27 protein-coding genes and 1 other RNA gene are annotated in these 24,951 nt (G+C 69.6%); 4 read left to right on the forward strand and 24 right to left on the reverse strand.

Annotated features, from left to right (window positions below):
• Positions 1 to 115 precede the first annotated feature (115 nt).
• From ftsH to GBB76_RS09175, 15 genes are all read right to left on the reverse strand, one after another.
• Positions 116 to 2,035 carry an ATP-dependent zinc metalloprotease FtsH gene (ftsH, locus tag GBB76_RS09105; RefSeq protein WP_152303019.1) on the reverse strand — a complete coding sequence of 640 codons (1,920 nt, stop codon included), beginning with the start codon at positions 2,033 to 2,035 and terminating at the stop codon, positions 116 to 118.
• A gap of 148 nt (positions 2,036 to 2,183) precedes the next feature.
• The gene (gene tilS, locus GBB76_RS09110) at positions 2,184 to 3,218 is read right to left on the reverse strand and encodes a tRNA lysidine(34) synthetase TilS (protein WP_152303020.1); all 1,035 of its coding nucleotides are present in this window, start codon (positions 3,216 to 3,218) and stop codon (positions 2,184 to 2,186) included.
• Positions 3,205 to 4,131, reverse strand: coding sequence for a tol-pal system protein YbgF (gene ybgF, locus GBB76_RS09115; protein WP_152303021.1), 927 nt, complete (start codon positions 4,129 to 4,131; stop codon positions 3,205 to 3,207). Before ybgF ends, tilS begins: the two co-directional genes overlap by 14 nt.
• 184 nt (positions 4,132 to 4,315) lie before the next feature.
• Complete coding sequence (pal, locus tag GBB76_RS09120) at positions 4,316 to 4,795, reverse strand: peptidoglycan-associated lipoprotein Pal (protein ID WP_371717113.1); 480 nt, start codon at positions 4,793 to 4,795, stop codon at positions 4,316 to 4,318.
• 167 nt (positions 4,796 to 4,962) lie between these two features.
• The gene (tolB, locus tag GBB76_RS09125) at positions 4,963 to 6,321 is read right to left on the reverse strand and encodes a Tol-Pal system beta propeller repeat protein TolB (protein ID WP_152303023.1); all 1,359 of its coding nucleotides are present in this window, start codon (positions 6,319 to 6,321) and stop codon (positions 4,963 to 4,965) included.
• Between the two features lie 47 nt (positions 6,322 to 6,368).
• On the reverse strand, positions 6,369 to 7,349 hold the full coding sequence (locus GBB76_RS09130) for a cell envelope biogenesis protein TolA (protein WP_152303024.1): 981 nt from the start codon (positions 7,347 to 7,349) through the stop codon (positions 6,369 to 6,371).
• A 5-nt stretch (positions 7,350 to 7,354) separates the two neighbouring features.
• Entirely contained in the window at positions 7,355 to 7,810 is a 456-nt protein-coding gene (tolR, locus tag GBB76_RS09135) for a protein TolR (protein ID WP_152303025.1), read from the reverse strand.
• 4 nt (positions 7,811 to 7,814) lie between these two features.
• Positions 7,815 to 8,492, reverse strand: coding sequence for a protein TolQ (gene tolQ, locus GBB76_RS09140; RefSeq protein WP_152304809.1), 678 nt, complete (start codon positions 8,490 to 8,492; stop codon positions 7,815 to 7,817).
• Between the two features lie 439 nt (positions 8,493 to 8,931).
• Complete coding sequence (gene ybgC / locus GBB76_RS09145) at positions 8,932 to 9,441, reverse strand: tol-pal system-associated acyl-CoA thioesterase (RefSeq protein WP_152303026.1); 510 nt, start codon at positions 9,439 to 9,441, stop codon at positions 8,932 to 8,934.
• 96 nt (positions 9,442 to 9,537) lie between these two features.
• Complete coding sequence (locus GBB76_RS09150; protein WP_152303027.1) at positions 9,538 to 9,966, reverse strand: DUF2852 domain-containing protein; 429 nt, start codon at positions 9,964 to 9,966, stop codon at positions 9,538 to 9,540.
• A 146-nt stretch (positions 9,967 to 10,112) separates the two neighbouring features.
• Positions 10,113 to 10,748: a TetR/AcrR family transcriptional regulator gene (locus GBB76_RS09155; RefSeq protein WP_152303028.1), complete on the reverse strand. Its 636-nt coding sequence runs from the start codon at positions 10,746 to 10,748 to the stop codon at positions 10,113 to 10,115.
• Positions 10,749 to 10,946: 198 nt separating this feature from the next.
• The gene (gene ruvB, locus GBB76_RS09160; protein ID WP_152303029.1) at positions 10,947 to 11,984 is read right to left on the reverse strand and encodes a Holliday junction branch migration DNA helicase RuvB; all 1,038 of its coding nucleotides are present in this window, start codon (positions 11,982 to 11,984) and stop codon (positions 10,947 to 10,949) included.
• A complete protein-coding gene (ruvA, locus tag GBB76_RS09165) occupies positions 11,981 to 12,598 on the reverse strand; it encodes a Holliday junction branch migration protein RuvA (protein ID WP_152303030.1) in 618 nt (205 codons plus the stop codon). The genes ruvB and ruvA overlap by 4 nt, the downstream gene beginning before the upstream one ends.
• Before the next feature lie 25 nt (positions 12,599 to 12,623).
• Positions 12,624 to 13,142, reverse strand: coding sequence for a crossover junction endodeoxyribonuclease RuvC (ruvC, locus tag GBB76_RS09170; protein ID WP_152303031.1), 519 nt, complete (start codon positions 13,140 to 13,142; stop codon positions 12,624 to 12,626).
• Positions 13,143 to 13,240: 98 nt separating this feature from the next.
• Complete coding sequence (locus GBB76_RS09175) at positions 13,241 to 14,173, reverse strand: DMT family transporter (protein WP_152303032.1); 933 nt, start codon at positions 14,171 to 14,173, stop codon at positions 13,241 to 13,243.
• Between the two features lie 227 nt (positions 14,174 to 14,400).
• Here GBB76_RS09175 and GBB76_RS09180 point away from each other — a divergent pair, with 227 nt between their 5' ends.
• Positions 14,401 to 15,147, forward strand: coding sequence for a sulfite exporter TauE/SafE family protein (locus GBB76_RS09180; RefSeq protein WP_152303033.1), 747 nt, complete (start codon positions 14,401 to 14,403; stop codon positions 15,145 to 15,147).
• Between the two features lie 49 nt (positions 15,148 to 15,196).
• Here GBB76_RS09180 and GBB76_RS09185 read toward each other — a convergent pair whose 3' ends face one another.
• From GBB76_RS09185 to GBB76_RS09205, 5 genes are all read right to left on the reverse strand, one after another.
• The gene (locus GBB76_RS09185; protein ID WP_152303034.1) at positions 15,197 to 15,943 is read right to left on the reverse strand and encodes a YebC/PmpR family DNA-binding transcriptional regulator; all 747 of its coding nucleotides are present in this window, start codon (positions 15,941 to 15,943) and stop codon (positions 15,197 to 15,199) included.
• 125 nt (positions 15,944 to 16,068) lie between these two features.
• Entirely contained in the window at positions 16,069 to 16,884 is an 816-nt protein-coding gene (locus GBB76_RS09190) for a TIGR00282 family metallophosphoesterase (RefSeq protein WP_152303035.1), read from the reverse strand.
• Between the two features lie 3 nt (positions 16,885 to 16,887).
• Positions 16,888 to 17,493: a 5-formyltetrahydrofolate cyclo-ligase gene (locus GBB76_RS09195; protein WP_152303036.1), complete on the reverse strand. Its 606-nt coding sequence runs from the start codon at positions 17,491 to 17,493 to the stop codon at positions 16,888 to 16,890.
• A 9-nt stretch (positions 17,494 to 17,502) separates the two neighbouring features.
• Positions 17,503 to 17,659, reverse strand: a non-coding RNA gene (ssrS, locus tag GBB76_RS09200) — 6S RNA.
• A 198-nt stretch (positions 17,660 to 17,857) separates the two neighbouring features.
• Positions 17,858 to 18,859, reverse strand: a complete 1,002-nt coding sequence (locus GBB76_RS09205) for an NAD(P)H-quinone oxidoreductase (RefSeq protein ID WP_152303037.1) — start codon at positions 18,857 to 18,859, stop codon at positions 17,858 to 17,860.
• Between the two features lie 122 nt (positions 18,860 to 18,981).
• On the opposite strand from GBB76_RS09205, the gene GBB76_RS09210 reads away from it, so the two are divergent.
• Positions 18,982 to 19,185, forward strand: a complete 204-nt coding sequence (locus GBB76_RS09210; RefSeq protein WP_152303038.1) for a DUF1192 domain-containing protein — start codon at positions 18,982 to 18,984, stop codon at positions 19,183 to 19,185.
• Between the two features lie 259 nt (positions 19,186 to 19,444).
• Positions 19,445 to 19,975: a DUF1465 family protein gene (locus GBB76_RS09215; protein ID WP_152303039.1), complete on the forward strand. Its 531-nt coding sequence runs from the start codon at positions 19,445 to 19,447 to the stop codon at positions 19,973 to 19,975.
• Between the two features lie 176 nt (positions 19,976 to 20,151).
• Here GBB76_RS09215 and rpmE read toward each other — a convergent pair whose 3' ends face one another.
• Positions 20,152 to 20,376, reverse strand: a complete 225-nt coding sequence (rpmE, locus tag GBB76_RS09220; RefSeq protein ID WP_152303040.1) for a 50S ribosomal protein L31 — start codon at positions 20,374 to 20,376, stop codon at positions 20,152 to 20,154.
• Between the two features lie 102 nt (positions 20,377 to 20,478).
• Between rpmE and GBB76_RS09225 the strand changes: the two genes are divergently transcribed.
• Complete coding sequence (locus GBB76_RS09225; RefSeq protein ID WP_152303041.1) at positions 20,479 to 22,287, forward strand: ABC transporter transmembrane domain-containing protein; 1,809 nt, start codon at positions 20,479 to 20,481, stop codon at positions 22,285 to 22,287.
• Positions 22,288 to 22,308: 21 nt separating this feature from the next.
• Here GBB76_RS09225 and GBB76_RS09230 read toward each other — a convergent pair whose 3' ends face one another.
• Genes GBB76_RS09230 through GBB76_RS09240 form a run of 3 tightly spaced genes read right to left on the reverse strand, consistent with a single transcriptional unit; the run spans position 22,309 to position 24,879 of the window.
• Positions 22,309 to 22,791 (reverse strand): N-acetyltransferase, encoded by a 483-nt coding sequence (locus GBB76_RS09230; RefSeq protein ID WP_152303042.1) that lies wholly within the window; start codon positions 22,789 to 22,791, stop codon positions 22,309 to 22,311.
• Positions 22,792 to 22,801: 10 nt separating this feature from the next.
• On the reverse strand, positions 22,802 to 23,836 hold the full coding sequence (locus tag GBB76_RS09235) for a peptidoglycan -binding protein (RefSeq protein ID WP_152303043.1): 1,035 nt from the start codon (positions 23,834 to 23,836) through the stop codon (positions 22,802 to 22,804).
• Positions 23,836 to 24,879 carry a flagellar motor protein MotA gene (locus tag GBB76_RS09240; protein WP_202911187.1) on the reverse strand — a complete coding sequence of 348 codons (1,044 nt, stop codon included), beginning with the start codon at positions 24,877 to 24,879 and terminating at the stop codon, positions 23,836 to 23,838. Before GBB76_RS09240 ends, GBB76_RS09235 begins: the two co-directional genes overlap by 1 nt.
• Between the last annotated feature and the right edge of the window lie 72 nt (positions 24,880 to 24,951).

Genomic DNA, 24,951 nt, shown 5'->3' on the forward strand with positions numbered 1-24,951 from the left:
GAACCTCCGGCGATCGGGGGCCGCCTGCCGCGACAATGACACCTTCGCCCCGATCGCAAAAGAAAAGGGCCCACCGTCAGGCGGGCCCTTCATCGATCAATTCACGTCCACACGCTCACGCCTGCGGCTGCGGCTCCATGCCGGCATCCGGCCGCGGCGGGCGGTTCTTGCCCGCGCTCGGCACGACCGAGCCGCGCGTATTGGCCGGCTCGATGGTCGTGTCGCGCACCGGCGCATTGCCGTCGAGCAACCCGATGATCTCGTCGCCGGACAGGGTCTCGTATTCGAGCAGACCGCGCGCCAGCGTCTCCAGCTGGTCCTTGTTCTCGGTCAGGATGCGCGTGGCCTCCACATAGCCCTCGTCGACCAGACGACGCACTTCGCTGTCGATGGTCTGCGCCGTCGCCTCGGAGACGTTCTGCTGGCGCTGCATCGACATGCCGAGGAACACCTCGTCATTGTTCTCGCCATAGGCGACCTGGCCGAGCTTGTCGGAGAAGCCCCAGCGCGTGACCATCATGCGGGCAAGGCGGGTGGCCTGCTCGATGTCGGAGGCGGCGCCGGACGTGACCTTGTCGTGGCCGAAGATCAGCTCTTCCGCCACGCGCCCGCCCATCATGATGGCGAGGCGCGAGGTCATCTGCTCGTAGCTCATCGAGAGCTTGTCGCGCTCGGGAAGCTGCATGACCATGCCGAGCGCACGCCCGCGCGGAATGATCGTCGCCTTGTGCACCGGGTCGGTCGCCGGCACCTTGAGGGCGACGATGGCATGGCCGCCCTCGTGATAGGCGGTCAGCATCTTCTCGTCCTCGGTCATGACGAGCGAGCGGCGTTCCGCGCCCATCATCACCTTGTCCTTTGCGTCCTCGAAGTCGCTCATCGTGACCATGCGCTTGTTGCGGCGCGCGGCCATCAGGGCGGCTTCGTTGCAGAGGTTGGCGAGGTCGGCGCCGGAGAAGCCGGGCGTGCCGCGGGCGATGACCTTGAGGTTCACGTCCGGGGCGACCGGGATCTTGCGGGCATGCACCTTGAGGATCTGCTCGCGGCCGACGACGTCCGGGTTCGGCACCACGACCTGGCGGTCGAAGCGGCCGGGACGCAGCAGGGCCGGGTCGAGCACGTCGGGGCGGTTGGTCGCGGCGATGAGGATGATGCCCTCATTGGCCTCGAAGCCGTCCATCTCGACGAGAAGCTGGTTCAGCGTCTGCTCGCGCTCGTCATTGCCGCCGCCGAGACCGGCGCCGCGATGACGGCCGACCGCGTCGATTTCGTCGATGAAGATGATGCAGGGCGCGTTCTTCTTCGCCTGCTCGAACATGTCGCGCACTCGGCTGGCGCCGACGCCGACGAACATTTCCACGAAGTCCGAACCGGAAATCGTGAAGAACGGCACGTTGGCCTCGCCGGCGATGGCGCGGGCCAGCAGCGTCTTGCCGGTGCCGGGAGGCCCGACCAGCAGCACGCCGCGCGGGATGCGACCGCCGAGGCGCTGGAACTTCTGCGGGTCACGCAGGAAGTCGACGATCTCGGTGAGGTCGGACTTCGCCTCGTCGATGCCGGCGACATCCTCGAAGGTGACGCGCCCATGCGCCTCGGTCAGCAGCTTGGCGCGGCTCTTGCCGAAGCCCATGGCCTTGCCGCCCGCGCCCTGCATCTGGCGCGACAGGAAGATCCACACGCCGATCAGCGCGATGAAGGGCAGCCAGGAGATCAGCAGGCTGACGAACCACGGCACATTGTCCTGGATCGGCTTGGCCGTGATCGACACGCCCTTGCCGTAGAGGCGCTGCACCAGCGAGGGATCGTTGGGCGAATAGGTCTGGAAGGCGCGCCCGTCGGTGAACGAGCCGGTGATTTCCGGTCCCTGGATCACCACGTCGCGCACGCGGCCCTGATCGACCTCGTTGAGCAGCTGCGAGAAGCTGATGTCGTTCGTCGCCTGGCGCTGCGCCGGATTCTGGAACAGCGAGAATAGCGCCAGAAGCAGGAGAACGATGATCACCCAGAGGGCGAAATTCCGAATATTGGCGTTCATCTCGTTCCTTTCGGCGCCGGTCGATACCGACGCGCGGGAACCGCCGGCGCTGGCGGTCCTCCCTTATCGCACCGTAATCTAGGTGTCCCATTGATCCTTGCCAAGATGGCCGCCCCAAGGCGTTTCACCGGGCCGGAGCAATTTGCCGTTAGCGTGAACGCCGCGCCGGCCGCCGAACCGGCGCCGCGCCTACCGTAACGGCATGCCGGTCGACCCGCACCAGCGCCCCCGCCAGCGTGCGCGCGCCCGAACCGGAGGGGCCGAGACCGGCGCGCCAGCCGGCCAGCGCCTCCAGCTTGCCGAGTTCGACGGGCCCCTCGCCCACCGATTCGACGGCGCGCCCGAGCAGCCGCAGGCCGATTTCGGCGGGCAGCGCGTCGAAATCGGCGCGGGGGAAGCGGATCGGGCCCTCGCCCGCCGGCCCGGCGGGCCGGAGCCGCGCCTGCGCCGCGTCGGTCGCCGCCTCCAGCGCCGCCTCGGCGCGGGCCATGCGGGCAGCGAGACGGGCCAGCGCGGGCGCGTCGAGCCCTTCGGCGGCCAGCGACGGCAGCAGCACCCGCAGCCGCGTGCGGGCGAAGCGCGGATCCGTGTTGGAAGGGTCTTCGGCGAAGGAAACGCCGGCGCGGCGGCATTCCTCGATCAGCGCCGCCTTCGGCCAACCGAGCAGCGGACGGATCAGGCGGATATCGCCCAGCGGCCGCTCGCCGGGAATGCCGGCCAGCCCGGCAAGGCCGGAGCCGCGCAGGAGCCTGAACAACACGGTTTCCGCCTGGTCGTCCAGCGTGTGGGCGGTGGCAATGGCGGTGGCGCCGAGAACGCGGGCATGGGCGGCGAGCGCCTCGTAGCGCGCGTGGCGGGCGGCCTCCTGCAGCCGCGCGCGGGGCAGCGGCGCCGCCAGCGTCAGAATGGCGTGCGGCAGGCCGAGCCGGGCCGCCAGCGCGCCGACGGCCTCCGCCTCGGCCCGCGCGGCGGTTCGCAGCCCGTGATCGACGGTGGCGACATGGAGTTCGCTCGCCGCGCCTGCGGCCTGTTGCCAGCGATGGGCGAGCAGCAGCAGCGCGGTCGAATCCGGCCCACCCGAGACGGCGAGCAGCACGCGCGGATGGCGTGCGAAAGGCGTGAAGGGATCGGCCCCGTCCGGACCGCCGGATTCGGTGTCGTGTCCGGCTTCAGCAGCCGGCACGCTTCTGCTCCCGCTCCACCCCCTGCTTGATGGTGGCGGAGGCGCGCGGATATTTGTTGCTGACCGCGTTCAGCGTCGCGCAGGCGGCATCCTTCTCGCCGATGGCGGCCAGCGACTGGCCGAGCCGCAGCAGCGCGTCCGGCGCCTTCACCGCGTTCGGAAAATCGGTCGACACCTTGAGGAAGTTCTGCGCCGCCTCCTTGTAGGATTTGCGCTGGAACTGGGTCTCGCCGAGCCAGTAATAGGCGTCGGGCGCCGCGCGGTCGTTGGGATAGGTCCTGAGGAACTGCTCGAAGCTCTGGCCGGACTGGGCGTAGTCCTGCCGCAGCATGTAGCCATAGGCGAGATCGTACAGGTCCTTCGGGCTGTTGGTCGGCGGCTGGGTGACACCGCCCGCCACCGCGCCCGGCGCGGCGCCGAGGTCCATGGGCACGCCGGTGGCGCCCGCCGGCGGCGGGCCGGACGGCGCGGTGGTGCCCAGCGGGCGCGGGGCGCCGGGCGCGGCGGCCTGCGCCGAAGGGTCGAAGGCGTCCGAGCGGCGGCCCGGCACGGGGTCCGCGCCGGGAATGCCGGCGGCCGCCGGCGGCAGCCCGCTGCCGCCGAGCTGGCGCACCTGCTGCTCGAGCTGCTGGTTGCGGTACTGGAGCTGCTCGATCTGGCCGGTGAGCTGGCGCAGCTGGTTCTCCAGCCGGTCGATCCGCGTGGCGAGGCTGCCGCCCTCGTCCGCCTCGCCCGCCGGAGTGCCCGAGCGCACCTGACCCGGCGGCTTGAACAGGTTTCCGAAGAAATTGTTGTCGGCCTGCGCCAGCGCAGGCCCGGCGGGCAGCAGCGTGGCGGCAAGAACCGCGCAGATGGCGGCCGCGACGAGGCGACGGGCCGTGATTCGCAGAGCGGAAAGGCGAAGAGTCATCATGGTGGCGACGGAACTTGAAGGGGGATGCGCGGCAGGACGGCCGCCGGGTTCATATGAGCATACCGGGCCGATCGCGTCCAAAATTTGACCCTGCGTCACGACGGCCCCCTCAAATGCGAAGCCCGGCTCGCCGATGGCGGGCCGGGCGTCACGGATCGGTGGCCGGAGGACGGTCCGGCGGAACTCAGGAGCCGGCGGCGTTCAGCACGGTGACGGCGCGGCGGTTCTGCGACCAGCAGGAGATGTCGTTGCAGACCGCGACCGGGCGCTCCTTGCCGTAGGAGATGGTGCGCATGCGGCTGCCGGCGACGCCGCGGCCCACGAGGTAGTTGCGCACGCTCTCCGCGCGGCGGGCGCCGAGGGCGATGTTGTACTCGCGCGTGCCGCGCTCGTCGGCATGGCCTTCGATGGTGAAGGTGTACTTGGCATAGTGGTTCAGCCACTGCGCCTGCTTGTCGAGCGTGGCCTGGGCCTGCGGCGAGAGTTCGGTCTGGTCGCTCTCGAAGAAGACGCGGTCGCCGACCGAGACGATGAATTCCTGCGGGCTGCCGGGAGGGGCCGAGCCGAGGGCCGCGCCATCCATCGGATTTTTGGCGCAGGCGGCGGCGAGCATCGCGAAACCGATGATGAAGGCGGCGCGCGCGCCGCCGAACTGGCGCAACATACGGATCATGACCGCTTGACTCCTGAATTCCTCGACCGGGCTCTCCGATCTACCGTGTTTGCGTAATCAATGTTCCGCCATGCTTTACGGAACGTTGCTCGATTGCGTCGATTTAGAGGCCAAGCCTTAAACCGCCTTTTATGGTTAATCGTTCCCTAACGCCGGCATCACGAACGCAGCGGCGACCAGGCCGGGTCGGAGGCGTAGCTCGGGGTCGGCACGCGCTGCTCGTTGTAGCCGGTGATATCGACCGTATAGAGCTGCGGACCGCCGCTCCCGCCGCCGTCGCGGAAGAACATGATCACCCGCCCGTTCGGCGCGAAGGTCGGCCCCTCATTGTGGTAGCCCTCGGTGAGGATGCGCTCGCCCGAGCCGTCCGGCCGCATCAGGCCGATGGCGAACCGGCCCTGCGCCTGCTTGGTGAAGGCGATGACATCGCCGCGCGGTGACCACACCGGCGTCGAATAGCGCCCCTCGCCGAAGGAAATGCGGTGCTGGTTGGAGCCGTCCGGATTCATCACATAGATCTGCGAGCCGCCGCTGCGGTCGCTCTCGAAGCAGATCTGCGTGCCATCCGGCGAATAGCACGGGGCGGTGTCGATGGCGGCGGTGTCGGTCAGCCGCGTCGTCGCCTTGGAGCGCAGGTCCATGACGAAGATGTTGGAATCGGCGCCCTGCTGGAGGCTCAGGATCACGCGCTGCCCATCGGGGGCGAAGCGCGGCGAGAAGCTCATATTGGGGAAGTTGCCGACCACCTCGCGCTGGCCGTTCTCGATGTTGAGCAGATAGACGCGCGGCTCGGCGCGGCCATAGCTCATATAGGTGATTTCCTGGCTCGTCGGCGAGAAGCGCGGCGTCAGCACGAGGTCGTCGCCGCGCGTGAGATAGGTCACGTTGGCGCCGTCCTGGTCCATGATGGCGAGGCGCTTGATGCGCTTCTCCTTCGGGCCGCTCTCGTCGACGAAGACGATGCGGGTGTCGAAATAGCCCTTTTCGCCGGTCAGCCGCTCATAGATCGCGTCGGCGATGATATGGGCGACCCGGCGCCAGTTCTCCGGCTGGGTGAAGTACTGCTGGCCGATCAGCTGCTGGCCGGCGAACACGTCCCACAGGCGGAACTCGGCGCGCACCCGCCCGTCCGGCTGGCGGGTCACGCGGCCGGTGACGAGCGCCTGGGCGTTGATCACGCGCCAGTCCTGGAAGCGCGGCGAGGCGTCCGGATTGGTGATCTTCTCGACGAAGGCGGCCGGGTCGATCGGGGCGAACAGGCCCGAACGGCGCAGATCCGCGGTGATGATCTGGGTGACGCCCTTGCCGGCCTCGATGTCCTGCGGGCTGCCGCCGCCGACGAAATCGGTGATGGCGATGGGCAGCGGCTGCACCGAGCCGCCCGTCACGTCGAGCTTGAGCACGGCATGCGCCGGCCCCGAGGCCAGACCGGCCCCCGCCAGCGCGCCGGCGCCCGCCAGGAGGCTGCGGCGCCCAATGAGAAGACCCGAACGGTCGGAACGGAAAAACGCGCTCATAATATCGTTCTCAATCTCGCCGCCGATGCGGCCTCACGAAACGGACGTCACTCGATCCAGGACGGATCGAAGGTAAGCTGCATCTCCTGCCAGACGTCGTACTTGCCCGGCGAGAGCATGGGGAACGGGTTCGGCTGCTGCGCGGCGGCGAAAATGGCGCGCACCACGCTTTCCTTGATCTGCGGCCCGTAGGGATTCATCGGGTCCTCGATCCCGACCACCTCCGGCGGCGCGACCAGCGTGCGGTTCGGGCTCAGCCGCACCACCACCATGATCTTCACCCGGCTGATGTCGGCGGCGCCGGTCGGCAGGTGCCAGAAGCGGGCGAGATAGGCGCGCAGCGCGTCCAGCTCGGTCTGCGAGAGCGTCGAGGCCAGCCCGGTCGAGGCGCCCAGCGCGGCGGTGTTGTTGATGGTGTCGCCGATCGAGGCCTGACGGCGCGCGTCCTGCTTGTTCAGCAGCGCGGCGATCTGGTTCGGGTTGAACTCCTTCTGGTCCTTCGGCGGCTGGTTGGCCACCTTGGGCGGGATGTCCTTCGGCTTCTTCGGCGGGGCCGGCGGCGGGGTCGCCTGCGCCTGCTGCGGGTCGGGCTTGGGCTCGGGCTTGGCCTCCGGCGGCTTGGCGACGAGCGCTTCCGTCTCCTTGGGCGGCTCCGGCGGCTTGGCCTGGGCCGGCTGGGGAGCGGGCGGCTTGGGCTCGGCCGGCTTCTGCTCGGGCGGCGGCGGAGGCGGCGCGGCAGCCTCCTTGGCGGCCTCGATCTCGGGCTTCTTGTCGTCGACCTTGGCGTCGAGATTTTCGGGCGGCTTGGGCGTTTCGCCCTTCTTCTCGACGACGGGCTTGGGGGTCTCGGCCTTCGGCGCGTCCTTCTTGCCCGCCATCATCTGCGACATCTCGGCGTCGGAAATGATGTCGACCGGCATGGCTTCTGTCGGCGTCGCCTCGAACGCGCTCGGCGCGGTGAAGGACACGACCATGAAGCCGATGATGCCGGCGTGAAGGGCGAACGAGGAGACGAGGCCCGCGCGCATGACGCTCAGCCCCCCTGCTCGACTTCGGAGACCAGCGCGACATGCGTGAAGCCGGCGCCCGACAGGCGGCCCATCACCCGCATGACGGCGCCGTATTCGAGGCCCTTGTCGGCGCGCACGAAGATGCGCTCCTCATAGCCCGCCTTGCCGATGGCCTGCAGCTTGGGAACCAGCTCGTCGAGCGGAATTTCGGTCTGCTGCAGGAACACCTTGCCGTCCTTGGTGATGTTGATCACCAGCGGCTCGCTGTCCTGCGGAATGGCCTTGGCCTGCGTCTGCGGCAGGTCGAGCGGCACGCCGACGGTGAGCATCGGCGCGGCCACCATGAAGATGATGAGCAGCACCAGCATCACGTCGACCATCGGCGTGACGTTGATTTCGGACATGACGGCGCCACCGCCTCGCCTGCGCGAGCGGCGGGAGTGCCAGCCGCCTCCGGCGCCTCCTGCGGACATCCCCATTCGATCAGCCCCGTTCGTCGATCTGGCGCGACAGGATGGCAGAGAACTCGTCGGCGAAGCCTTCGAGCCGCGCCGCCTGCCGGTTCACCTGCGACGTGAACTTGTTATAGAAAATCGTCGCGGGAATGGCGGCGATAAGGCCGATTGCCGTCGCGAAAAGGGCTTCCGCGATGCCCGGCGCGACAACCGCAAGGCTGGTGTTCTTGGAGGCGGCGATCGACTGGAACGAGGTCATGATGCCCCACACCGTGCCGAACAGGCCGATGAAGGGGCCGGCCGAACCGACCGTCGCCAGCACCAGCAGCCGGCTTTCCAGACGCTCCACCTCGCGGGCGATGGTGACGTTCATCACCTTGTCGAGGCGCTGCGTCAGCCCGACGAAGGAGCGCGCGCCGCCCTCATAGGAGCGCTTCCACTCGCGCATCGCGGCGACGAAGATCGCCGCCATGGCGTGGTTGGGGCGCGTGGACAGCGAGCGGTACAGCTCCTCCAGGCTCTGGCCCGACCAGAAGGTCGTCTCGAAGCGGTCCATCTGCCGCTTCATGCGCTGGAACAGGATGGTCTTGTCGATGATGATCGCCCAGACCCACACCGAGGCGAGGACGAGGCCCGCCATCACGAACTTCACGATCAGGTGCGCCTGCAGGAACAGCCCGATCAGCGACAGGTCGGCGCTGGCCATGCCGACGCCGGTGGCGGCCGTCTGGGCCCCCGGAACGGCGGGGGCGGCGGTGGCGTCGACCTGGGCGGTCGGCGCCGCGGTCGTGGGCGCCGGTGTCTGGGCGTAGGCGAACGACGCCGATGCCGCGAGCAACAGCACCACCGCGAAGAGAAGCTTTTTCAGCGTCATTAGGCCAATCCTGCCAGGTCACAAAGGGTCGCAATGCCGGCATGCATCGGCTGCCGTTGGGCAGCGAATGCCCTGCATGGCTGCTGAGGGGACGCCTTCGTCTTCAACCCACCGAGTCTGTCCAAACTTGGGCGAGCGACGTCGGACCGCCTTCGCAGCCGTCAAATACAACACCCTATTAGGGTTAATGCCCGGTTAGCGTTGCCGCATCGCAACAGGATGACGGCACCGGGATGACGACAACGCGATGACTTGCCGCGCGGCAGGGATTCTACGCCGCCGGCGCCTGTTCGAGCGCCGCCTTCATGGCCGCGCGCAGCGCGTCGGGGATGCGGCGGGCGCGGCCCTGCGAGACGAAGGCGACCTTCACCCGGCCCTCGACCAGCAATTCGCCGCCGCGCATCACCTTCTGCTGGAGGGTGATCGAGGCGCCGGCCACCTCGACCGGGCTGGTATGGATTTCCAGCACGTCGTCGATGCGCGCCGGGCGCACGAACTGAAGTTCCATCGAGCGCACCACGAAGGCGAAGCCGGGCGCCTCCGCCAGCGCCTCGCCGAACAGGTCGCCCTGCACCACGCCGATCAGGCGCAGATGGTCCGAACGCGCCCGCTCCATGAACTTCAGATAGTTGGCGTGGTAGACGATGCCCGAGAAATCGGTGTCCTCGTAATAGACCCGCACCGGCAGCACGTGCCCGCCCGTCACCAGACGGCCGGCAAGGTGCAGGAAGGGGTCGGCCTTCAGGACGTCGGGCGAAAAGGGTTCGGGGCGCTCGTTCATGCGCCCCTCATAACCGAGGCCGCGCCGCAATAAAAGAACCGCGCCCCCGGGAAGGGGGCGCGGCGAAAGGCTTGGCGGGGCCCTGCGACGGGCCGTTCAGCCCTGCTGGCCGTTATACGGCTCGGAGGCGGTCTCCGGCGCGGGAGCCGGCCGGTTGCGGCGATCCGCCATGAACTGATCGAACTCGGCCTTGTCCTTGGCCTGACGCAGGCGGTCGAGGAAGGAGCGGAAGTCCTTCTGCTCGTCCTCAAGACGGCGCAGCGTATCCTCGCGATACTCGTCGAAGGCGCGGTTGCCGCTCGACTGGAAACCGCGGCCGAAACGGCTGCCGAAGCTGCGGACGGCGTCGGCGCCCTCCTCCTGCCAGCGGCCGAAGCCGCGCCTGCCACTACAGAACATGCGTCCACTCCCTATCGTGAAAGCCAGGATCGCCAGGCCCAGCGGCCACCAGGCCATGAAGCCGAGTACCGTCAGCGCGATCCAGGCGGGTTTGCCGTAACCGTCGAGCTTCTGTGCGAGCTCCATGGGTCTCCGCTCCTGGGAACCACCCGTGCGGCCGAAACCGCAAGGGTGAATGTTAATCACATTTACATAGTTAGGAACGCAGCGGCATCTTGTCAAGGATCGCTACATCCGGAATGCGATTCCCGGCGCCCGCGATCGGCCGCGCTTCAGGCGTCCGGCGCGCCCAGCCCCTTGAGATAGACGAGGAATGCGGCCTCAAGCAGATCGTCGGGCTCCATCGGCAATTTGCGCCGCGAGGCGTCCTGCCGGCCGAACAGCGAGGCGACGCCATGCGCCAGCGCCCAGGTGTGCAGCGCCACCATCAGCGCCGGCGGCCGGGTCGGCGCCGGCATGCTGGCCACCAGCGCGTCCGCCGCCTCCCGCAGCACGCCGAAGGCGCGCGCGCTCGCCTGCGCCAGCGCCGGAAAGGCGTCGGTCGACAGGCCGGATTCGAACATGGCGACATAGTCGGCGGGGTGCTCGCGGGCGAAGGCCAGATAGGCCCGCCCGAGCCGCTCATAGGCCTCCACCGGCGTCGGGCGCCCGCCGTTCCAGCCCGCTTCAAGCGCCTTGGTGAACTGCTCGAACCCTTCCGCCGCCACCGCCGCCAGCAATTCGTCGCGGTCGCGGAAGTGCCGGTAGGGCGCGGCGGGGGAGACGCCGGCGCGGCGCGCCGCTTCGGCGAAGGTGGCGCCGGCGGTGCCCTTCTCGGCGATCAGCTCGAGCGCCGCCTTCATCAGGGCTTCCCGGAGGTTGCCGTGATGGTAGCCGCGCGATTCTCCACCGTTCCGGGACCAGCTCATGTGAAGGGGACTTACATCACGGGGTGAGCCGCGTCGAGCACGCGACCTTCAATATAAGCCGTCATCCCGGCCCCTCGGGTTTTGCCTCCGGCAAGCCCAAGGGCAGGCTCCGGCGTAGCGGAGAGCCGGGATCGCGCGCCGAGGTGTTTTCGCGATCCCGGATACGGCCTGACGGCCGTTCCGGGATGACGGCGAACTTTACTCCCCACCCTCGTCGAACAGCGGCATCTGGTTGACGCTCGCCGGCGCGGCGAGGCCGAGATGCTTGAAGGCGTGGGCGGTGAGCACGCGCCCGCGCGGGGTGCGCTGGAGAAAGCCCTGCTGCACCAGATAGGGCTCGATGATTTCCTCGATGGCGTCGCGCGGCTCGGAGAGCGCGGCGGCGATGGTCTCCACCCCCACCGGCCCGCCGCCATAATTCATCGCGATGACCGAGAGATAGCGCCGGTCCATCTGGTCGAGGCCGAGCCCGTCCACTTCCAGCGCCCGCAGCGCGTGGTCGGCGGCGGCACGGTCGATGATCTCCTTGCCCGCCACCAGCGTGAAGTCGCGCACCCGGCGCAGCAGCCGGCCGGCGATGCGCGGCGTGCCGCGCGCGCGCCGGGCGATCTCGCGCGCACCGTCCTTCGCAATGGGAATGCCGAGCACCCGGGCGCCGCGCGTCACCACCAGCTCCAGCTCGTCGACCGTGTAGAAGTTCAGCCGGATCGGGATGCCGAAGCGGTCGCGCAGCGGCGTGGTGAGCAGGCCGGAACGGGTCGTCGCGCCTACGAGGGTGAATTTCGACAGCGAGATCTTCACCGAGCGCGCCGCCGGCCCCTCGCCGATGATCAGGTCGAGTTCATAGTCCTCCATCGCCGGATAGAGGATTTCCTCCACCGCCGGGTTGAGGCGATGAATCTCGTCGATGAATAGTACGTCGCGTTCTTCGAGATTGGTCAGCAGCGCCGCCAGATCCCCCGCCTTGGCGATGACGGGACCGGAAGTGGAGCGGAAACCCACCCCCAGCTCGCGCGCCACGATCTGCGCCAGCGTGGTCTTGCCGAGCCCCGGCGGGCCGACGAACAGCACGTGGTCGAGCGCCTCGCCGCGCGTCTTGGCGGCCCGGATGAAGATGTCGAGATTGGCCCGCGCCTGCTCCTGGCCGACGAATTCGGCGAGGTTCTGCGGGCGCAGCGAGGCCTCGGCGAGGTCCTCCTCGCGCTTGTCGGGGGCGATGAGGCGCTTTTCGCTCACTTCGCCAGTTCCTTCAGGCCGAGCCGGATCAGCCGGGCGGTGTCGGCGCCCTCACCGGCCTCGCGCAGCGCCGCCGCCACCGCCGCGCTGGCCTGAAGCTGCGCATAGCCGAGATTGACCAGCGCCGAGACCGCGTCCGCCACCGGGGCGGGCGCGCGCCTCTCCTCGAGGGAGGCGGCGAGCCCGACCACTGCCGGGTCGACGTCCGAGAAGCCCGGCGCCTTGTCCTTCAGCTCGGCGACGATGCGCGCGGCCACTTTCGGGCCGACGCCATTGGCGCGCGCCACCATCGCCCGGTCGCCCAGCGCCACCGCATTGGCAAGTTCGGAGGGCGAGAGCACCGAGAGCACGGAAAGCGCCACCTTGGCGCCGACGCCCTGCACGTTCTGCAACAGCAGGAACCAGCTTTTCTCGGCCGGGGAGACGAAGCCGTAGAGGCGGATCATGTCCTCGCGCACGAAGGTCTCGATGAACAGCGTCGCCGCCTCACCCGGCGAGGGCAGCGCCTGCAACGTGCGGGCGGAGCAGTGCACGAGATAGCCGACGCCGTGCACATCGAGGATCACATGCTCGTCGCCATAGCTGTCGACCGTGCCCTTGAGCTTTCCGATCATGCGAACCTGCCGCCCCTCGTGCCGATCATCCCGCCGCCGCCATCCGCGCCTTAAGCGCCGCCATGCCGCGATGCTGCGCGTGGGTGACGGCGACCGCAAGCGCGTCGGCGGCATCGTCGGTGGTGAAGTCGGCCTGCGGCAGCAGCACCTTGATCATCATGCGGATCTGCGCCTTGTCGGCCCGCCCGGCGCCGACCACGGTCTTCTTGACCAGCAGAGCCGCATATTCGGCCACCGGCACGCCCGCCAGCGCCGGGGTCAGCATCACCACGCCGCGCGCCTGCCCGAGCTTGAGCGTCGAGGCCGGGTTCACATTGACGAAGGTCTCCTCCACCGCCGCCTCGTCCGGCAGATAGGTGCGCAGAACGGCGGCAAGCTCGGTGTGGAGACAGGCGAGGCGGGTAGCGAGCCCGCCCTCCTCGGGCGGCATCACGGTGCCGCAGGCGACGAAGGTCAGGCGCGTACCCGCAGCCTCGATCACCCCCCAGCCGGTGCGGCGGAGGCCGGGATCGAGCCCGACGATGCGAATCGGAAGCGGCGCCATGGCCTCAGTGCGTAGCCGAACAAATGACGAACGCCTAGTGGCGACGGCGTCCCGGCCGCCCCGGCGCGGCCGGGATGGCAAACATGGTAAACGCAGGGTTAACGCCCCGCCCGTCCCGCCCCGAAGGCGCCGCTCGCCAGCGCCACGCCGAGCCCCGTCGCGGCGACGCCGATGATGGCGGGAAGGTCCGGGTGCTCGCCCAGCACCGGCACCGCGATCAGCGCGGCGAGCGCCGGCACCAGCCCGGTGAAGGCGGCCGCGCGCGAGGGGCCGAGGCGCTCGATGGCCATGCCGAAGGCGACCAGCGCGACGACGCCCGACAGCAGGCCCTGAATCAGCAATTGCAGCAGCACCTCGCGGCCATAGCCGTCCGAGACCGCATGAATGACGCCCGGCAGGCCGGTCGGGGTGAGGATGATGATCGACCACAGGCCGGCCAGCCCGACGATCTCGGTCGGCTTCATGCCGGTGCGGCGGAAGGCGATGGTGTTGCCGGCCCACATGCACGCCCCGGCGAGAAGCAGCAGATGGCCGCGCCAGGCGCCGTCCTCGGGAAACAGCACGCCGCGCCCGCCCAGCGTCAGCACGCCGAGCGCGATGCACAGAAAGCCCACCGCCCGCAGCCATCCCAGCCGCTCGCGCAGGAACAGCACCGAGACCAGCGCCACGATCAGCGGCATGGTGCCGGGCAGCAGCGGCCCGACATCGGCCGCCGGCACGAAGCGCATGGCATTGCCGACGATGAGGAAGAAGATCGCGCCCGCGCCGAGAAAGCACAGGATGAAGGGTCCGAGCCCCTTGCGGGGGATGATGCCGACGCGCCACCAGGCCGGCGCCAGCACGATGGCCGGCACGATGAAGCGCAGCCAGCCGACGGTCTCCGGCGGCAGGTGGCCGTGCACGGCGTGGCGGGTGGAGACGATCCACCCGCCCCAGATCGAGACGGCGAGCAGCGCGCAGGCGACGCCGACCAGCCGGTCGGAGAATGGCGCGGCATCCGCTCCGGTAGCGGAATTGAGGGGCTTTTCCATAGGGGATTCCGGCCGCGCGGGGCGGCAAAAGAGCAGCGGCCGCAGCGGCGACGCCGGCGGCGCGAGTTGGCCTGAATGTGGCGCGCGCGATGTTGGGCGGCAAATGAGTTTTGCGAATAGACACGTTCAGGAAACGCGATCGAAGCGGGGGACCGGCGGCGTTGACGCGACCCCGGCGCGGTACTAGGTCTGCCGGGCGGCGATCCGCGCTGCGCCTGCGGTTCCCCATGTCCTACGATCCGGCCCTCGTCTGGGCCTTCCTCACCGCGCTTGTCGCCGGCGTCACCCGCGGCTTTTCCGGCTTCGGCGGCGCGCTCATCTTCGTGCCGCTGGTCTCGGCCGCCTTCGGGCCGAAGGTCGCCGCGCCGACGCTGCTCGTCATCGACACGCTGATGACGCTGCCCTTCCTGCTGCCGGCGCTGCGGGCCTGCATCTGGCGGCAGGTCGCGCCCTTCGCGTTCGGCGCGGTGGTGGCGGTGCCGGCCGGCGTGTGGGTGCTCGATCACATCGACCCGATGGCGCTGCGCTGGGCGCTGGCGATGCTCAGCCTCGCTTTGCTGGTGCTGCTGATCTCCGGCTGGCGCCATTCCGGCCGGCACGGCCTGCCGACGACGCTCGGGGTCGGCGTGGTCGCCGGCTTCTGCGGCGGCGCGGCGCAGATGTCCGGCCCGGCCGTCGTCGCCTACTGGCTGGGCAGCGGCCAGCCCTCGGCGCTGGTGCGGGCGAACCTGTTCGGCTTCTTCGCCCTCGTCACGCTCGCCAGCGGCACCGCCTATGCCGCGCACGGCATGTTCACCGCCGAGGTCGGCCGGCTGTCGCTGCTGCTCGGCCCGGCCTATGCGCTCGGCCTCTATGCCGGCGCGCGCTCGTTCCACGGCGCCTCGGACCGCGCCTACCGCATCGCCGCCTATTGGGTGATCGCAGCGGCGGCGCTGTTCAGCCTGCCGCTGTTCGACGCGCTGCTGGGCCGCTGAACGCCCGGCCGGGACAGCACGCGGCCGCCCCGCCGGCTCAGGCCACGCCTCAGTCGCTCATCTTGGCGACGAAGGCGTCGGACAGCTCGAAATTGGCGTAGACGTTCTGCACGTCGTCATTGTCGTTGAGGTTGTCGACGAGGCGGATCAGCTTCTCCGCCACCTCGTCATCCACCGCCACCGTGTTCTGCGGGCGCCAGACGAGGCCCGACTTCTTCGGCTCGCCGAACTTGGCTTCGAGCGCGCGGGCGACCTCGTGCAGGTTCTCCACCGAGCAGACGATCTCATGGCCGTGCTCATCGGAGGTCACGTCGTCGGCGCCGGCGTCGATGGCGGCTTCCAGCATGTCGTCGGCCGAGGCCTTGGCCGCGTCGAACTCGACCGTGCCGATGCGGTCGAACATGAAAGAGACCGCGCCGGTCTCGGCCAGCGAGCCGCCCGACTTGGTGAAGTAGGAGCGCACTTCCGAGGCGGTGCGGTTGCGGTTGTCGGTCAGCGCCTCGACGATGACGGCGACGCCGCCGGGGCCGTAGCCCTCGTAGCGGATCTCGTCATAGTTCTCCGCGTCGCCGCCCTGCGCCTTCTTGATGGCGCGGTCGATATTGTCCTTGGGCATGTTCTCGGCGCGGGCCGCGAGAATGGCGGCGCGCAGGCGCGGGTTCATGTTGGGGTCGGGCAGGCCGAGCTTGGCGGCGACGGTGATTTCACGCGCCAGCTTGGAGAACAGCTTGGAGCGCACCGCGTCCTGCTTGCCCTTGCGGTGCATGATGTTCTTGAATTGCGAATGCCCGGCCATCGCCGCCTCCACGTCGCGCCGGCGGCCGCTGCCGCACCGGCGTATCCCTGTTCTCGAAAGCAAAGAGTGCGCGGCTTATAGGCGAGTGCCCCCACGCGCGTAAAGCGGCGCCTTGGGGGCCGACCCTACCAGAAGGCGGGGACCGCCGGCTCCAGCGCCCCGCCGAGGCGCACCGGCGCCAGCTTCACCGCGCGGCCGGAAGCGTCGGTCTCCACCGCGAGGCCCGACAGCGTGCCCTCGCCCGCCGCCGGCTCGAAGCGCGCGGAGCCGATCTTGCGGGTGAAGCGCCGCAGCGGCTCCTCCTTGTCCATGCCGATCACGCCGTCATAGCAGCCGCACATGCCGACATCGGTCATGTAGGCGGTGCCGCCCGGCAGGATGCGGTGGTCGGCGGTCGGCACATGGGTGTGGGTGCCGACCACGAGGCTCGCGCGCCCGTCGCACCAATGGCCGAAAGCCTGCTTCTCGCTGGTGGTCTCGGCGTGGAAATCGACGATCGCCGCGTCCGCCACCTGCCCCAGCGGGGCGGCGTCCAGCTCGCGGTCGATGCTGGCGAACGGATCGTCGAGCGGGTCCATGAAGACGCGGCCCATCATGTTGACGACCAGCACCTGCGCGCCGCTGCGCGCCTCGATCAGCGCCGCGCCGCGTCCCGGCGTGCCGGGCGGGTAGTTGGCGGGACGGATCAGGCGCGGGGCGCGCTCGATGAACACCAGCGCCTCGCGCTGGTCGAAGGAATGGTTGCCGAGCGTCACCGCGTCGGCGCCGGCCTCGAGGAATTCCTCATAGATCGCCTCGGTGATGCCGAAGCCGCCGGCGGCGTTCTCGCCGTTGACCACGACGAGATCGAGCGCCCACGCCTCGCGCAGGCGCGGCAGATGCTGCTGCACGACCAGACGGCCGGGCCGCCCCACCACGTCACCGAGAAAAAGCAGGCGCATCCGTCACTCCTCCACCGGCCGGATGATACCCCCATCCGTGGCGATGGCGTCCAGCCGCTCGTCATGGGGCTCGTCCGGCACGGCGGGAAGCTCCTGCACGGCGAAGGCGTAGCCCACGGCCTCGATCCGCTTCACCCGGCGCAGCAGCGCCAGCGTGCGGTCGTAGAAGCCGGCGCCGTAGCCGAGCCGGTGGCCGCGCGCGTCGAAGCCGGCGAGCGGCACCACCAGCACGTCCGGCGTCACGGCGGGGGCGCTTTCCGGCGGCGCGGGGATGGCGAAGCGGCCGGGGCCGCGCGAGGGTTCGAGTTCGACGCCCGGCTCCCACAGCCGGAATATCAGCGGCTTGCCGGGCGCCAGCACCACCGGCAGGGCGATGTCGGCGCCGCCCTCGCGCAGCCGCCGCACCAGCGGCGCGGTGGCGATCTCGGAGCCGATCGGCGCGAAGACGGAGACCACCTCGCCCTTCACCTCGCCCAGCCACGCCATGGCGTGGTCCGCCGCGCTCTCGGCCGCCGCCGCGCGCGCTTCGGGCGCCAGCGCATTGCGCTGCGCGAGCGCCTGCGCACGCAGATCGGCCTTGTCGGTGGAGGGGAAGGGACACTGGGGCATGATGATGAGTGCGGAGCCACGATGGCCGTTGGAGGATCGATCCCGGGAACCTACAACGTAGGTGGGCGCCGTGTGTCCGAGCCCAGGGGCAAGGTCAGGGACAGCTCCCTTTGAGATCGATAAGGCCCCGGGGAATATGTTCTCCTGACGAGCCTCGCAGCCCCGCATGACAAATCTAGGACGTGCGGGGTCGGATTGCCAGAGGGGAGCGCACGCGCCGAAGCCGGGTTCCACGGAATTGATCGCGGGCCTCTCCGTTCGGCGTCATCCCGGCCGAGCGAAGCGAGAGCCGGGATCGCATCCCGATCGGCACACGATCCCGGATCGGTCCTGCGGACCGTCCGGGATGACGATCATGGGACGATCACCCCACGCTCAGCATGATCTTGCCGATATGCGCGCTGGTCTCCATGCGCGCATGCGCCTCGCTGGCCTTCTCCAGCGGGAAGATCCGGTCGAGCACCGGCTTCACCGTGCCGGCCTCGATCAGCGGCCAGACCCTCTCGCGCAGCGCGGCCGCGATCACCGCCTTCTCGGCCTTGGGGCGCGAGCGAAGGGTCGAGCCCATATGCGAGAGCCGCTTGAGCATCAGCCGCATATAGTCGATCTGCACCTTGGAGCCTTCCATGAAGGCGATCTGCACGATGCGCCCCTGCGGCGCGGCCGCCTCGTAATTGCGGGCGATATAGGAGCCGCCGACCATGTCGAGGATGACGTTGACGCCGCGACCGGGCGCCTTCTCCTTGATGACGGCGACGAAATCCTCGTTCTTGTAGTCGATGGCAACATCCGCGCCGAGTTCGCGGCAGACCGCGCACTTCTCCGCGCTGCCGGCGGTGGTGAACACCGTCGCGCCGAAGGCCTTGGCAAGCTGGATCGCCGTGGTGCCGATGCCGGACGTGCCGCCATGCACGAGGAAGCTCTCGCCGGCCTTCAGCCCGGCAAGGTCGAACACATTGGTCCACACGGTGAAGAAGGTTTCCGGCAGCGCCGCCGCCTCGATCATCGAGAGGCCGGCGGGCACCGGCAGCGCCGCGCCGGCATCGGCGAGGCAGTACTGGGCGTAGCCGCCGCCCGAGACCAGCGCGCACACCTTGTCGCCGATCTTCCACGCGCCGGCGCCCTCGCCGAGGCCGACCACCTCGCCGGCGATCTCCAGGCCGGGAACGTCGGAGGCGCCGGGCGGGGGCGGATACAGGCCCTTGCGCTGCATCACGTCCGGCCGGTTGACGCCGGCCGCCGCGACCTTGACCAGTATCTCGCCCTTTCCGGGCACCGGCACCGGCCGCGGCTCGGGAACCAGGGCTTCCGGCCCGCCGGGGCTCGGCAGTCCGATGGCGGTCATGGTGGCGGGCAGGTCGGTCACGGCGTCTTCCTCGTCCTCGCAGGAATGTCGTTTCCTCGTAGGTCAAGCGGCCCCGACTGGCAACCGGCCCCGCCCGGCACTAGATTATGGAGGACGTGGAAGAGTTTCGCGGGAGTGACGCCATGGCGATCGACGACGAGCTGTTTCCTTTGGCCGGCCTGAAGAAGGCGTCCGCGCACGAGATCGGCGCCGACCTGTCGGTGCTTTCCGAGACCGAGATCGAGGAGCGCATCGCCCACCTCGCCGCCGAGATCGAGCGCCTGAAGGTGGCGCTGGAGAAGAAGCGCGCCTCGCGCGCGGCGGCGGAGAACGTCTTCAAGCTCTGAAGGCCCCGCCGATTTAACCGGCGATTAAGCTTTCCGAACTATTACTGGCGTCGGTCCAGTTTTGACCGCGAGTGGCTTCTGTCCACTCTGTTTGACGCATCCCTGTCTACACTTTTCGAGCCGCCTCCGGGCGGCTCTTTTTTTCGTCCCCGCTATCCATCGCCGCGCGGCGGCATGACCACTGGACAGCGCGCCCGCGCTGCGCGACAGGCTGGAGCGCGCGAACGTCGCGCGGGCAGAGGGTGCGTCGGGTCGAGCGATGGACGGTTTCCGGAACGATACGCAGGCGGACGGGCCGGCCATGGGGCAGACGGTGCTTCTGGCCGAACGGCGCCTCGCCTCGCCGGCCTTCGCCGCGCTGTTCCGCGAGGGCATGGAACTGATCGACGAGAGCGCCGCCTATCTCGACGGCGAGGGGCGCGCGGCCAGCCGCGAACTCTCGCGCGCCGCCCTCGCCTGCTACGCCCAGCAGAGCATGCGGCTTTCCACCCGGCTGATGCAGCTCGCCTCGTGGCTGCTGCTGCGCCGCGCCGTCGCCGAGGGCGAGATGGACGAGGACGCCGCCCGCCGCGAGGCCGGGAAGATCGACATCGTCGGCACGCCGCGCGACATGGACCACGAGGCGCTGCTGCCCGAGCCGCTGCTCGATCTCATCCTGCGCAGCCACGAACTTCAGCGGCAGATCCGCCAGATCGACGCGACGCTCACCTTGCCGCCGCCGGACGAGGTGCGGCCGAATGCCGTGGCCGGCCAGATCGGGCAGTTGCGCCGCGCCTTCGAGAGTCGCTGACCGCTCACGTCGTGAGTCGCTGATCGCTCACACCGCCCACACATCCTGATACCGCAGAATGATAGCACGCAAACGAAAACCCTCGCGCCGGGCGAACCGCCGCGAGGGTTGATATCGTCAGTCCGCGAAAATCTTCCGCGCAGGCACGATGGGCGAGGCCCGGCAGGGCCCGCCGATCAGGCCTTGAGGAAGCCCGCGAACTTCTTCTGGAACTTGGACACGCGGCCGGCGCGGTCGAGCAGCTGCTGCGAGCCGCCGGTCCAGGCCGGGTGCGAGGTCGGATCGATATCGAGCTGGAGGACGTCGCCCTCCTTGCCCCAGGTCGTCCGGGTCGTGTACTCGGTGCCGTCCGTCATCACCACCTTGACGAAGTGGTAGTCGGGATGGATGTCGCTCTTCATGGGTAGCATCCTCAGCCGCCGCACGGCCGGCCCCTTTCGGGAGCCACGCGGCGATCTACAAAACGATCCTGCCGGAAATCCGAGCGGCTCTATAACCGAGACATGACCGTGACACAAGCCGCCTCCCGTCCTTCCGAGGGCCTGCCCACCGCCTCCGCCCCCCGCCCGCGCCTGTCGCCCCTGAAAGCGCTCTGGCCGCACATAGTACGCTACCGCGCCCGCGCCGCCGCCGCGCTGGCCGCGCTGACGGTCGCCGCCATCGCGACACTGGTGGTGCCGATCGCCGTGCGGCGGATGATCGATTTCGGCTTCGACGAGAGCCATGCCGGCTTCATCGACCGTTATTTCGGCGTGATGATCGGGGTGGTCGCGGTGCTCGCGGTCGCCTCGGCGGCCCGCTACTACCTCGTGATGACGCTCGGCGAGCGCGTTGTGGCGGACCTGCGCACGCAGGTCTTCACCCATGTCCTCACCCTCGACGGCGGCTTCTACGACACCGCCAAGTCGGGCGAGCTGATCTCGCGGCTGACCGCCGACACCACGCAGATCAAGTCGGCGGTGGGCGCCTCCGCCTCCATCGCGCTGCGCAACATCATGCTGTTCTTCGGCGCGACGGTGATGATGGTGGTGACGAGCCCCTGGCTCTCCGCCACGCTGCTGATCGCCATTCCCGTCATCGTCGCCGTGCTGATCGGCGCCGGGCGCGGCGTGCGCAAGCGCTCGCGCGGTGCGCAGGACACGCTGGCGGAAGCCTCCGCCTTCGCCGCCGAGGCCATCGGCGCGGTGCGCTCGCTGCAGGCCAACACTGCCGAGGCCGCCGCCTCCGCCCGCTTCGGGGGCGAGGTGGAGCATGCCTTCAACGCGGCGAGCGACGCCGTGCGGGCGCGCGCCTGGCTCACCGGCTTCGGCATCTTCCTTGTCTTCGCCAGCGTGGTCGGCATCCTGTGGGCGGGCGCCAACGCGGTGCTCGCCGGCGCGATGACGGCGGGCACGCTCGGCCAGTTCGTGCTCTACGCGGTTCTGGCGGCGAGCGGGCTCGGCCAGCTCGGCGAGGTCTGGGGCGAGATTTCGCAGGCCGCCGGCGCCACCGAGCGCATCGCCGAACTGCTGGCCGAGAAGCCCAAGGTCGGGCGGCCGGCGGACCCGGTGGCCCTGCCCGAGCCGGCGCGCGGCGAAGTGGCCTTCGTGGACGTCGCCTTCGCCTACCCCACGCGGCCCGACACGCCGGCCCTTGCCGGGGTGAGCTTCCGCGTCGCGCCGGGCGAGCGCGTCGCCGTGGTCGGCCCTTCCGGCGCGGGCAAGAGCACGCTGTTCCAGCTCCTGCTGCGCTTCTACGACCCGCAGGCCGGGCGCGTGGAAATCGACGGGGTCGATATCGCCCGGGCCGAGCCCGAGGCGGTCCGCTCGCGCATCGCGCTGGTGCCGCAGGACGTCGCCATCTTCGCCACCACCATCCGCGAGAATATCCGCCTTGGGCGCCCGGACGCGACCGATGCGGAGGTCGAGGAGGCCGGACGCCTCGCCCGCGCCGACGAGTTCGTCGCGCGCCTGCCCGATGGCTGGGAGACCGCCGTGGGCGAGCGCGGCGTGACGCTCTCCGGCGGCCAGCGCCAGCGCCTCGCCATCGCCCGCGCGATCCTGCGCCGCGCGCCGATCCTGCTGCTCGACGAGGCCACCTCCGCGCTCGACGCCGAAAGCGAGACGCTGGTGCAGCAGGCCCTCGACCGCTCCATGCAGGGGCGCACCACGCTGGTCATCGCGCACCGGCTCGCCACCGTGCTCTCGGCCGACCGCATTCTGGTGATGGAGGGCGGACGCGTGGTCGAGGAAGGCACCCATGCCAGCCTGGTGGCGCAGGGCGGGCTCTACGCCCGGCTCGCCACGCTCCAGTTCGGCGAGGCGCTGCGCTAGCCGGACCGTGGCGCCGGCCGCTCAGACCGCCCTGCGCTCCATGCGCAGCGTCGGGCGGCCGGAGGTCGGGTTCATGCCGTGGCCGATCACGGTGAAGCCCGCCTTCTCGTAGAAGCGGACGGCGCGCTCATTCTGCTCGTTGACGTCCAGCGTGAGGCAGGCGGGCGAATGGGCGACGGCGGCGGCGACGAGGCGGTTTGCCACGCCCTCCCCCCAATGGTCGGGATGCACCACCAGCTGGTCGACATAGCCGGTTGCCGGGTGCACCGAGACGAAGCCGAGTAAGGGCCCGTCCCCGCCCTCCGGCGTGGCGGCGCCCAGGGCGACCTCGATGACCGCGCCCTCGTCGATCAGCGTGCCGATGCGGTGGCAGAGCCAGCCGCGCCGGGCCTCGAAGTCGATCTCCGGTATGGTCTCCTGCCACGCCTCGACCCACAGGTCGGTCATGGCCGGCATGCGGCTCCACTCGAAGCGCGCGAGCACGGCAGGCAGGGGATCGGTCATCGCCGTTCGGTCATCTCTCGGTGAGCTTCAGCTCGATGCGGCGGTTGCGGGCCCGCGCCTCGTCGCTGTCGCCGGGATCGATCGGCTGGTACTCCCCGAATCCGGCGGCGACAAGGTGCTGCGGCGATACGCCCTTCTGGGCGAGATAGGAAACCACGGCGATGGAGCGCGCCGCCGACAGCTCCCAGTTCGAGGGGAATTGCGGCGTCGAGATCGGCCGGTTGTCGGTATGCCCGTCGACGCGCAGCACCCAGGCGAGGTCGGAGGGTATCTCCTTCTCCAACTGCACGAGTGCGCTGGCGAGCTTGTCGAGCGCCGACACGGCATCGGGCCGGACCACCGCCGAAGCGGGATCGAAGAAGATCTCCGACTGGAAGACGAAGCGGTCGCCCACCACCCGCACGTCGGGGCGATCGCCGAGAATCGTGCGCAGCCGTCCGAAGAACTCCGAGCGGTAGCGCGTGAGCTCCTGCACCCGCTGGGCGAGCGCGACGTTGAGCCGCCGGCCGAGATCGGCGAGGCGAGACTGGCTCTCCTTGTCCTTCTGCTCGGAGATCGACAGCGCCTCCTCCAGCGCCGCGATCTGCCGGCGCAGGGCAGAGATCTGCTGGTTGAGAATGGCGATCTGGGCGGCGGCCTGGGCGGCGGCATCCTGCTCATTGCCAAGCTCGCGGGAGAGCGTGGCGGCGCGCTGCTTGGCCTCGGCCATCTCCTCGGGCGTGGCGGTGGAGGTCGCTGCCTCGCGCAGCAGGTCGCGCTCCTGCTCAAGCTGGAGCAGGCTGGCGCGCAACGCGCCGATCTGGCTCTCGGAATCGGCGTCGTTGGCGCGCTCCAGTGCCAGAAGGTCGGTCAGTTCGCGGATCTGCGCCTGCAGCCGGGCCATGGCGTCGTCCTTGCTGCCGATTTCCTGCGTCAGCACGAACTGCGCCAGCACGAAGACCGACAGCAGGAACACGAAGACGAGGAGCAGCGTCGACAGCGCGTCGACGAAGCCGGGCCAGTAGTCGATATGGCGTTCGCCGCGCCGGGCGCGTCCCAGGGCCATCAGGCGCGCTCGCGGTCGGATTGCTCGGCGATGCGTTCAAGCAGCTTCTTTATGTCGCGCTGCTGCTCGGCCTGGGCCTCGACCCAGTCGCGCACCATCTGCTGCTCGCTGCGCATGTGCTGCACGAGGCCCTGCAGGCTCTCGGCCAGATGCGCCATGGCGGTGGTGACGCGCTGCGAGCCGGCCTCGGTCATGGTGCGGTCGAGCCGCGCGATGGCCTGCGTCAGGTCGGCGAGATCGACGCCCGGCGCCGGTAGCGCGAAGGCGGGCGAGCCCGCCACCGTCAGGCCCGGCCGGGCCGGGGCCGGCACGCGGGCCGCCTCGACGCCGAGATCCTCCACCGTGGTGGACAGCCAGTCCTCGAGATCGATGTAGAAGCGGTTCTGCGCCTGCCCGGCCTGAAGGTCGAGGAAGCCGAGCACCAGCGAGCCGGCAAGGCCGAACAGCGAGGACGAAAAGGCGATGCCCATGCCGCCGAGCGGCGCGGCAAGGCCCGTCTTCATCGTTTCCAGCACCGATGCCGATTCCGGACCGACATCGAGCGAGCCGATCACCCGGGCGATCGAGCTCACCGTGTCGAGCAGGCCCCAGAAAGTGCCGAGCAGGCCGAGGAAGATCAGCAGCCCGGTCAGGTAGCGCAGCAGGTCGCGCGCCTCGTCGAGCCGGGTGCCGATCGATTCCAGAATGCCGCGCATCGTCGACTGCGAGATCGCCATGCGCCCCACGCGGTCGCCGAGCAGCGCCGCCATCGGCGCCAGCAGCACCGGCGCGCGCGGCACCTCGATGCCCGGGTCGGCGACGCGGAAGCCGTTGACCCACTCCACCTCGGGCACCAGCCGCACGACCTGGCGGAAGGCAAACACGACGCCGATGAACAGCACGCCGAAGATGACGCCGTTCAGGCCCGGATTGTTGAGGAAGGCCCGCCAGATCGCTTCGTGCAGAACCGAGGCGAGCGCCACGCAGAGCAGGACGAAAACGAACATCCGCACGAGAAAGATGCGGGGCGATGACAATTTGTGAATCGAATCCGTCGCGCTCATGCCAATGGCCGTCCCTGCGAGCGGCGGCAATCGGGTCATGGAACCGCTCTTCGGGCCGGACTATGCCACAGA

The organism is Ancylobacter sp. TS-1, assembly GCF_009223885.1.
Taxonomy (GTDB): Bacteria; Pseudomonadota; Alphaproteobacteria; order Rhizobiales; family Xanthobacteraceae; genus Ancylobacter.